Genomic DNA, 11,299 nt, shown 5'->3' on the forward strand with positions numbered 1-11,299 from the left:
TGCCAGCAGGTGCGGCACACGTCCTGAACAGGTGACATTTGATGGCGAATGAAGAGACGCTGCGCGACTATCTCAAGTGGGTTTCGGCGGACCTGCATCAGACGCAGCAACGTCTGAAGGACATCGAGGCCGCTGCTCAGGAGCCCATCGCGATCACAGCGATGAGCTGCCGCTTCCCCGGCGGCGTCAGCGGACCGGAAGACCTGTGGAGGCTGCTCTCCGAAGGCCGGGACGCGATTTCGGGACTCCCCACCGACCGCAACTGGGCGTTGGACTCCCTCTACGACCCGGATGGCGCCGGAAAGCAGGGAACGACTTCCACGGCACACGGCGGGTTCCTCGACGGCGTCGCCGAATTCGACGCTCCTTTCTTCGGCATATCCCCGCGCGAAGCCCTCGCCATGGACCCGCAGCAGCGGCTCCTCCTGGAAACCGCGTGGGAGGCCTTCGAGCGCGCCGGCATCGACCCGGCGACGGCCCGCGGCAGCCGCACCGGCGTGTTCGTCGGCACCAACGGACAGGACTACGCCCCGCTCCTCTTCGAAGCCGAGGAGGACGTCGAGGGCTATGTGAGCACGGGCAACGCCGCCGCCGTCGAATCCGGCCGCATCGCCTACACGCTCGGCCTCGAAGGCCCCGCCCTCACCGTCGACACGGCCTGCTCGTCGTCCCTCGTCGCCCTGCACCTTGCCGTGCAGGCGCTGCGCCAGGGCGAGTGCGCGATGGCTCTCGTCGCGGGCGTCACCGTCATCTCCACGCCCGGTGTCTTCACCGAGTTCAGCCGCCAGCAGGGCCTCGCCGCCGACGGCCGCTGCAAGGCCTTCGCGGCCGGTGCCGACGGCACCGGCTGGGGCGAGGGCGTCGGCATGCTCCTGGTCGAGCGCCTGTCGGACGCGCGGCGGGCCGGACGCCCCGTCCTCGCCGTGGTACGTGGTTCCGCCGTCAACCAGGACGGCGCCAGCAACGGCCTCACCGCCCCCAACGGCCCCTCCCAGCAGCGCGTCATCATGCAGGCCCTCGCCAACGCCCGCCTCACGGCGGCGGACGTCGACGCGGTCGAGGCGCACGGCACGGGCACGACGCTCGGCGACCCGATCGAGGCGCAGGCGCTGCTCGCCACGTACGGCCAGGAGCGGCCGGAGACCGGCGAGCCCCTGTGGCTGGGCTCCATCAAGTCCAACATCGGCCACACCCAGGCGGCGGCCGGTGTCGCGGGCCTGATGAAGATGGTCCTCGCCATGCGGCACGGCGTACTGCCCCGGACGCTGCACGTGGACGAGCCGACCCCCGAGGTGAACTGGTCGACGGGGGCCGTCGAGTTGCTGACCGAGGCCCGCGAGTGGGCCGAGCGGGACGGTGGCGCGCCGCGTCGCGCCGGGATCTCCTCCTTCGGCGTCAGCGGTACGAACGCCCACGTCATCGTGGAGGAGGGGCCGCGGAGCGAGGAGCCCGCCGCCCCGCCCGCCTCGCCTGAGGGCGACGCTGAAAGCCCGGCCCCGGTCGTGGCGGGTGTGGTCCCGCTGGCGCTGTCCGGGAAGACGCCGGAAGCGCTGCGCGCGCAGGCGGCACGGCTTCGGGAGCACCTGCTGGCGCACGCCGGTCTTGAACTGGGCGATGTGGCCTGGTCGTTGGCGGTCTCGCGGTCGCGGTTCGAGCACCGGGGGGTTGTCCTCGGTGCGGATCGGGACGAGCTGCTGGCCGGGCTCGACCGGCTGGCCGAGGGCGACAGCGCGGCCGGTGGCTTCGTGATCGGGCGGGCGGTGAGCGGCGCGGGTCGTCCGGTGTTCGTGTTCCCGGGGCAGGGGGCGCAGTGGGCCGGAATGGCGGTCGAACTGCTGGAGTCCTCGCCGGTGTTCGCGGAGCGGATGCGGGAGTGCGCGGAGGCCCTGTCCGAGTTCGTGGACTGGGATCTGCTGGAGGAGCTGGGCGGCGAGCGGTTCGACCGGGTGGATGTGGTCCAGCCGGTGCTGTTCGCGGTGATGGTGTCGCTGGCTGCGGTGTGGCGTGCGGCAAGTGTGCAGCCTGCGGCCGTGGTCGGTCACAGCCAGGGTGAGATCGCGGCAGCTTGTGTCGCGGGAGCGCTGACCCTGCGGGATGCCGCTCGCGTGGTCGCCCTGCGGAGTCTGGCCATCCGGGAGCTGTCCGGTAAGGGCGGCATGGTGTCTGTGCCGCTGCCCGAGCAGGAGGTCCGGGAGCTGATCGCAGCTTGGCAGGGCCGCATTGAGCTCGCTGCCGTCAACGGGCCCGCCCAGGTCGTGGTCTCCGGCGAGCCGGAGGCGCTGGAAGAGCTGGTCGCCCAGTGCACGGCGCAGGACGTCCGCGCCCGGACGATCCCGGTGGACTACGCCTCGCACTCTTCGTACGTGGAGCAGATCGAGCAGCAGATAGCCGAAGCGCTGGACGGGGTCACCCCGCAGGCCGCCGAGATCCCGCTGTACTCCACCCTCACCGGCGCCTGGCTGGACGCCAACACCCCGATGGACGCCGGGTATTGGTACCGCAACCTGCGCCAGACCGTCCTCTTCGAGCACGCCACCCGCGGCCTCCTCGCCGAAGGCCACGGCCTGTTCGTCGAGATGAGCCCGCACCCGGTCCTGACCGTCCCGGTCCAAGCCACCATCGACGCCACCGACAGCCCCGCCGCCACCCTCGGCACCCTCCGCCGCGACGAAGGAGGCGCCGACCGCCTCGCCGCCTCCCTCGCCGAAGCCCACACCCACGGCGCGGAGTTGGACTGGAAGGCTCTCTTCCCGGGCCCCCGCACCACCGTCGACCTCCCCACGTACCCCTTCCAGCGTGAGCGCCACTGGCCGAAGGCCGTCCCCGCCGGCGCCGGTGACGTGGTCTTCGCGGGCCTGCGTGCCGCCGGTCACCCGCTGCTGGGGGCCGCCGTGGCCCTCGCGGACGCCGACGGGTACCTCTTCACGGGGCGGCTGTCGACACAGACCCACCCCTGGCTCGCGGATCACGCCGTGGACGGCGCGATCCTGCTGCCCGGCACCGCGTACGTCGAACTCGCCCTGCGCGCCGGTGACGAGGTCGGCTGCGGCCACCTCGAAGAACTGACCCTGGAAGCCCCCCTCGTCATCCCCGAGCAGGGTGCCGTCCAGCTCCAGATCTCGGTGAGCGGCCCCGACGACATCGGGCGGCGCGAGCTCGGCCTGTTCGCGCGCCCGCAGGACGACGCCGACGACACCCCCTGGACGCGGCACTTCACCGGCAGCCTGCTGCCCGCCGCCCCCGTGGAGCAGCCCGCCGACGCCGCCGACCTGTCCGTCTGGCCGCCCGCCGGGGCCGAGCGCGTCGACGTCTCCGACCTGTACGAGCGCCTGACCGCCAACGGACACGGCTACGGCCCGCTCTTCCAGGGCCTGCGCGCCGCCTGGCGACAGGGCGGCGACGTCTACGCGGAGATCGACCTGCCGCAGGAGGCGCACGCCGACACCGAGTCCTTCGGGCTGCACCCGGCCCTCTTCGACGCCGCCCTGCACGCCGTCGGACTCGGCGACTTCATCGACCGGACGGACCGCGCGCACCTGCCCTTCGTCTGGTCCGACGTCACCCTGCACGCCACCGGCGCCACCACGCTCCGCGTACGCGTCACCTCCGCGGGGACGGACACCGTCAGCCTGCTCGCCGCCGACGCCACCGGGCGGCCCGTCGTCTCCGTCGGCTCGCTCGCCCTGCGCGCCCTGTCCGAGGAGCAGTTGACCGGCACGCCGCGGCGCGACGCGCTCTTCCAGGTGGAGTGGACACCCGTCGACGCGACGGAGACCGGGCGGCTCGCCTCGACGGCGCTCCTCGGCGCCGACGCCCCGACCTTGTCCGGCGCCCTGACCTCCGTACGGCAGACGTACGCGGACCTGGAATCCCTGGCCGCCTCCCTCGACGACGGCGCCGAGCCGCCCGCGACGGTGCTGCTGCCGCTCCTCACGAGCGCGCCCGCACTGGAACTCGCCGCCGTGCGCCCCTTGTTGGAACGGACGCTCGGCGTCGTACAGGGCTGGCTCGGCGACGCGCGGTTCGAGGCGTCCCGCCTGGTCGTGGTCACGCGCGGCGCGGTCGCTCCCGCGGACACAGCGCCGGACCCCGTGGCCGCCGCCGTGTGGGGCCTGCTGCGCTCGGCGCAGTCCGAGCACCCGGACCGCTTCGCCCTCCTGGACCTGGACCCGGCCACCGCCGAGGCTGCCGAGTCCCTGGTGGCGGCCGCGCTCGCGACGGACGAGCCCGAACTCGCCGTCCGCGACGGCGGACTGCGCGCCCCGCGCCTCACCCGCGTACCACTCCCGGAGACGAGCACCGACGAGACAGCCGACTCCGACGAGGCGGCGGACTCCGCCGAGACGGCCGCCTCCTGGGGCGACGGCACCGTCCTGATCACCGGCGGCACCGGCACCCTCGGCGGCCTGATGGCCCGCCACCTGGTGGCCGAGCACGGCGTACGCGACCTGCTGCTCGTGTCCCGCCGGGGCCAGGACGCCCCGGGCGCCGCCGAACTCCGCACCGACCTGGAGGACTCGGGCGCCCGCGTGCGCCTCGCGGCCTGCGACACCGCCGACCGCACCGCGCTCGCCGCCCTGCTCGACAAGGTCGGCGCCGACCTGTCGGCGGTGGTGCACGTAGCCGGCGCCCTGGACGACGGCGTGGTCACCACCCTCACCCCCGAGCGCCTGGACACCGTCCTGCGCCCGAAGGCCGACGCGGCGCTCCACCTGCACGAGCTGACGGCGGACCTGGACCTCTCCGCGTTCGTCCTGTTCTCCTCCGCCGCCGGTGTCTTCGGCACCCCCGGCCAGGCCAACTACGCGGCCGCCAACGCCTTCCTCGACGCGCTCGCCCAGCACCGCCGCGCCCAGGGCCTCCCCGCGACCTCGCTCGCCTGGGGCCTGTGGGCCGAGGCCAGCGAGATGACCGCCCACCTGGGCACCGGCGAACTGGACCGCAGGGCGCGCGCCGGAGCCGCCGCGCTCACCACCGACGAGGGCCTGGACCTCTTCGACGCCGCCCACGCCACCGGCCACCCGCTGACGGTGCCGGTCCGCCTCGACCTCGCGGGACTGCGCGCCCGCGCCGCGTCCGACGGCGTACCGCCGCTCCTGCGCACCCTGGTCCGCGCGCCCCGCCGCCGCACCGCGGCCGCCGCGGACCAGCAGCAGGGCTCCGCCCTCGCCCAGCGCCTCGCCACGCTGCCGGAGACGGACCGCGAACAGGAAGTTCTCACGCTGGTACGCGGCCACGCCGCCGCCGTCCTCGGCTACCCGTCGGCCGACGCCATCGCACCCGACCGCGCCTTCCGCGAGATCGGCTTCGACTCGCTCACCGCGGTCGAACTCCGCAACCGGCTCACCGCGGCCACCGGCCTGCGCCTGCCCGCCACCCTCGCCTTCGACTATCCGGCCGCCACCGTCCTGGCCCGCCACATCCTCGAAGAGGTCCTGGGCACGGACGCGGCGACGCCCGCCCAGGGAACGGCGCGGACCGCGCCGGCGGGCGCCCCCGTCGACGACGACCCGATCGTCATCGTGTCGATGAGCTGCCGCTACCCCGGCGGCGTCAGCAGCCCCGAGGACCTGTGGCGCCTCACGGCCGACGGCGTCGACGCCATCGGCGACCTGCCCGGCGACCGCGGCTGGGACATCGACTCCCTCTACGACCCCGACCCGGACAGCCCCGGCTCCTTCTACACGCGCGAAGGCGGCTTCCTCTACGACGCCGCCGAGTTCGACCCGGCCTTCTTCGGCATCTCCCCGCGCGAGGGCCTGTCCATCGACCCGCAGCAGCGCCTCCTTCTTGAGACCACCTGGGAGGCGTTCGAGCGCGCCGGCATCGACCCGGCCACGGCACGCGGCAGCTCGACCGGCGTGTTCGTCGGCGTCATGTACAACGACTACGCCACCCACCTCCTGAGCGCCCCCGGCGGCCTCGACGACCTGGAGGGGTACGTCGGCAACGGCAGCGCCGCGAGCGTCGCCTCGGGCCGCATCTCGTACTCCTTCGGCCTCGAAGGCCCGGCAGTGACCGTAGACACGGCCTGCTCGTCCTCGCTGGTCGCCCTGCACCTGGCCGCGCAGGCGCTGCGGCAGGGCGAGTGCGACATGGCCCTCGCGGGCGGCGTCGCCGTCATGTCGACCCCTGGCACGTTCATCGAGTTCAGCCGCCAGCGCGGCCTCGCCGCGGACGGCCGCTGCAAGTCCTTCGCGGCCGCCGCCGACGGCACCGGCTGGGGCGAGGGCGTCGGCCTCCTGCTCCTCGAACGCCTCTCGGACGCACGGCGCAAGGGCCACCGGGTCCTCGCGGTCGTCCGCGGCTCCGCCGTCAACCAGGACGGCGCCAGCAACGGCCTGACCGCCCCGAACGGCCCCTCCCAGCAGCGCGTCATCCGGGCGGCCCTGGCCAGTGCCGGACTGTCCGCCGACGACGTCGACGCGGTCGAGGCGCACGGCACGGGCACCACGCTCGGCGACCCCATCGAGGCGCAGGCGCTGCTCGCCACGTACGGCAAGGAGCGGCCGGCCGACCGGCCTTTGTGGCTGGGTTCGTTGAAGTCGAACATCGGGCACACGCAGGCCGCCGCGGGTGTGGCGGGCGTGATCAAGATGGTCATGGCGATGCGGCAGGGGGTGTTGCCGAGGACGCTGCATGTCGATGAGCCGACGCCGCAGGTGGACTGGTCGGCGGGGTCTGTCGAGCTGCTGACGGAGGCTCGTGAGTGGGGCGAGCGTGAGGATGGCTCGCCGCGTCGTGCGGGTGTGTCGTCGTTCGGCGTGAGTGGCACGAACGCGCATGTGATCGTGGAGCAGGCGCTGGTTCCCGGTGAGACCGAGGCGGCCCCCGTGGCCCCCTCGTCCGTGGTGCAGGGGGTTGTACCGCTCGCCCTGTCGGCGAAGACTCCGGAGGCGCTGCGGGCACAGGCCGGGCGACTCCGCGAACATCTGCTGACGCAAGCAGAGCTTGAACTGGGCGGCCTGGCCTGGTCGTTGGCGGTGGCGCGGTCGCGGTTCGAGCACCGGGGGGTTGTCCTCGGCGCGGATCGGGACGAGCTGCTGGCCGGGCTTGAGCGCTTGGCGCAGGACGACGCGACGGCGCAGGACGTGGTCACGGGACGCGCCCAGAGCGGGACGGCCCGCCCGGTGTTCGTGTTCCCCGGTCAGGGGTCGCAGTGGGCCGGGATGGCGCGTGAACTGCTCGACTCCAGCCCGGTGTTCGCGGAGCGGATGGGGGAGTGCGGGGACGCGCTCGCCGAGTACGTGGACTGGGATCTGCTGGAGGAGCTGGGCGGGGAGCGGTTCGACGAGGTGGACGTGGTCCAGCCCGTCCTGTTCGCCGTGATGGTGTCGCTGGCCGCGGTGTGGCAGGCGGCCGGTGTGAAGCCTGCGGCCGTGGTCGGGCACAGCCAGGGCGAGATCGCGGCCGCGTGTGTCGCGGGCGCGCTGTTGTTGCGCGACGCGGCCCGCGTGGTCGCCCTGCGCAGCCAGGCGATCCGCGAGCTGTCGGGCAAGGGCGGCATGGTGTCCGTACCGCTGCCCGAGCAGGAAGTCCGGGAGCTCATCACCGCATGGGGCGAGCGCGTTTCCGTGGCGGCCGTCAACGGTCCCGCTCAGGTCGTGGTGTCCGGTGAGGCCGAGGCCCTGGAAGAGCTGGTGGCCCAGTGTGTCGCGCAGGACATCCGCGCGCGGACGATCCCGGTGGACTACGCCTCGCACTCCCTGTACGTCGAGGAGATCGAGGAGCAGATCGCGGAGGCGTTGGACGGGGTTGCCCCGCAGGCCGCGGAGATTCCGCTGTACTCGACCCTCACGGGTGCCTGGCTGGACAACAACACCCCCATGGACGCCGGGTATTGGTACCGCAACCTGCGCCAGACGGTCCTGTTCGAGCACGCGACGCGTGGTCTCCTCGCCGAGGGGCATGGCCTGTTCCTGGAGATGAGCCCGCACCCGGTGCTCACCGTCCCGGTGCAGGCCACCATCGACGCCACCGACAGCCCGGCCGCCACGCTCGGCTCGCTGCGCCGTGACGAGGGCGACGCCCGCCGTCTGCTCACGTCCATCACCGAGGCGCACGTCCACGGTGTGGAGCTGGACTGGAAGGCCCTCTTCCCGGGCTCCCGCACCACCGTCGACCTCCCCACGTACGCCTTCCAGCGTCAGTACTACTGGCCCGACCACTCGGCATTGCCGGACGAGGCGCAGACGGCCGTGGACGAGGTCGAGGCGCGCTTCTGGGAGGCCGTGGAGCGCGAGGACCTGGCGGAGCTGGCGGCCGAGCTGGAGGTGGCGGACGGTTCCGCCTCCGCCGAGTTGGGCGCCATCCTGCCCGTGCTGTCGTCGTGGCGGCGGCAGCGGCGTGAGCGCTCCACGCTCGACGGCTGGCGCTACCGGGTCACCTGGAAGCCGCTGTCGAGCGGCACCCTGCCGACGTCCGGGCTCTCCGGACGCTGGCTCGTCGTACGACCCGAAGGCGCAAGTACCCAGCCGTGGATGGCGGGTGCGGGCGAGGCGCTGGCGCGAGCGGGTGTGGAGGTAGTCGAACTCGCTGTCGGCGGCGATGAGTTGACCCGCGACGGGCTGGCCGCGCGGCTGCGTGGCCTCGCCGATGCCGGACTCGCCGGCGTGGTCTCGTTGCTCGGCTTCGAGGAGGCGGCGCACGCGGAGCACGACGATGTGCCGGTGGGCCTGGCGGGCACTGTCGTGCTGGTGCAGGCCCTGGGTGACGCCGGGATTGGGGCGCGGCTGTGGGCGGTGACGTCCGGTGCGGTCTCGACGGGGCGCAGTGACGCTCTGGAGTCCCCGGTTCAGGCACAGTTGTGGGGTCTGGGCCGGGTCGTGGCGCTGGAGTACCCGGACCGGTGGGGCGGTCTGATCGACCTGCCGGAGTCGTACGACACCCGGGCGGGCGCACGCTTCACGGCCGCCCTCGCGGGAGTCGGCGACGAGGACCAGCTCGCCGTACGCGGCTCGGGTGTCCTCGTACGCCGTCTGGTCCAGGCCGAGCCGGTCGAGTCCACGAAGCGGTGGACGCCGCGCGGCACCGCGCTGGTCACCGGCGGTACCGGTGCGATCGGCGGGCACGTGGCGCGCTGGCTGGCGCGAGAGGGCGTCGAGCACCTCGTCCTCACCAGCCGTCGTGGTCTCGACGCTCCCGGCGCCGGTGAACTCAAGGCGGAACTGGAGGAGTTGGGGGCCGAGGTCACGGTCGCGGCGTGCGACGTCGCCGACCGGGACGCGGTCGCGGGACTCCTTGAAGAACTGGCCGCCGACGGACGTACGCCGCGGTCCGTCTTCCACGCCGCGGGCGTCGGGCAGACGCAGCCGCTGGACGGCATGACCGCGGCCGACATCGCGGAGGTGTTCGGCGCGAAGACGGCGGGTGCCACGCACCTGGACGAGCTGGTGGACGCCGAGGACCTCGACGCCTTCGTCCTCTTCTCCTCCAATTCGGGTGTGTGGGGCGGTGGCGGCCAGGGCGCGTACGCGGCTGCCAACGCCTACCTCGATGCCCTCGCCCAGCGGCGCAGGGCCCGCGGCCTGACCGCCACCTGCGTCGCCTGGGGCCTGTGGGCCGGTGGCGGCATGGCGGGGGACGAGGGCGCGGAACACCTGCGGCGCCGCGGTCTGGCCGCGATGGCGCCGGAGCGTGCGGTGGCGGCGCTGGCGCAGGCCGTCGCGTACGACGAGACGTTCCTGGCCGTCGCGGACGTCGACTGGGAGCGGTTCGCGCCTGCCTTCACCTCGGCGCGGCCGAGCCCGCTCATCGCGGACCTGCCCGAGGTGCGGCGCGCGCTCGCCGAGCCCGAGTCGGCGCCGGGCGCGGCGGCGAAGCAGGGTGCTCCCGGCTCCGAGTGGGCCGAGCGGCTCACCGGTCTGCCGCAGGCGGAGCAGGAGCGACTGCTGCTGGACCTGGTGCGCGGCCAGGCGGCCTCGGTGCTCGGCTACCCCGGTGCGGAGGCGGTCGAGCCGAGCCGGGCGTTCCGTGAGCTGGGCTTCGACTCGCTGACGGCAGTCGAGGTCCGCAACCGGCTCGCCGCCACGACGGACCTGAAGCTGCCCACCACGCTCGTCTTCGACTACCCGACCTCGGCCGTGCTCGCGGGGTATCTGCGGGCGCAGTTGGTGGGCGAGGCGACGTCGACGTCGGCGCCGGGTGCGGCCGTGGTCCCGGCGGGACGTGCGGGGGGTGCCGAGGACGACGACCCGATCGTCATCGTGTCCATGAGCTGCCGCTACCCCGGCGGGGTCACCAGCCCGGACGCCCTGTGGCGGCTGCTTGCCGAGGGCGGGGACGCGATGTCCGACTTCCCCGGCGGCCGTGGCTGGGACCTCGAAGCGCTCTACGACGCCGACCCCGAGCAGCGGGGCACGAGCTACGCCCGACAGGGCGGATTCCTTTACGAGGCCGACCAGTTCGACCCCGTCTTCTTCGGCATCTCGCCGCGCGAGGCCCTCGCCATGGACCCGCAGCAGCGGCTCCTCCTGGAGACCTCCTGGGAACTGTTCGAGCGCGCCGGCATCAACCCGGCGACACTGCACGGCAGCCAGGCCGGTGTGTTCGTCGGCGCCTCGTCGCAGGGCTACGGCTCCGGGCTCCAGCAGGCGCCCGAGGGCGTCGAGGGCTATCTGCTGGCGGGCGGCGCGACGAGCGTCATCTCCGGCCGTCTCGCCTACTCCTTCGGCCTCGAAGGCCCGGCGGTGACCGTCGACACGGCCTGCTCGTCGTCCCTGGTCGCCCTGCACCTGGCCGCGCAGGCCCTGCGCCAGGGCGAGTGCGACCTCGCCCTCGCGGGCGGCGTCACGGTCATGTCCAACCCCGGCGCCTTCATCGAGTTCAGCCGCCAGCGCGGGCTCGCGGCCGACGGCCGCTGCAAGGCGTTCGCGGAGGCGGCGGACGGCACGGGCTGGGGCGAGGGTGTCGGCCTGCTGCTTCTTGAGCGGCAGTCGGACGCGCGACGCCACGGCCACGAAGTCCTGGCGGTCGTCCGCGGTTCCGCCGTCAACCAGGACGGCGCCAGCAACGGCCTCACCGCCCCGAACGGCCCCTCCCAACAGCGCGTCATCCGCGCCGCGTTGGCGACCGCCGGTCTCACCGCCGATGAGGTGGACGCCGTCGAGGCCCACGGCACGGGCACCACACTCGGCGACCCGATCGAGGCCCAGGCCCTCCTCGCCACGTACGGGCAGGAGCGGCCCGAAGACCGGCCCCTGTGGCTGGGATCGGTGAAGTCGAACATCGGGCACACGCAGTCCGCCGCCGGTGTCGCGGGTGTCATCAAGATGGTGATGGCGATGCGGGCGGGAGTCCT

General features: G+C 73.6%; 1 protein-coding gene. It reads left to right on the forward strand.

The features are described from left to right. Positions 1–41: 41 nt before the first annotated feature. Positions 42–11,299 (forward strand): type I polyketide synthase (locus AC0KTA_RS40475; protein ID WP_481056956.1); only part of this gene is annotated, 11,258 nt, incomplete at its 3' end.

This window comes from Streptomyces sp. Y309, assembly GCF_056712025.1.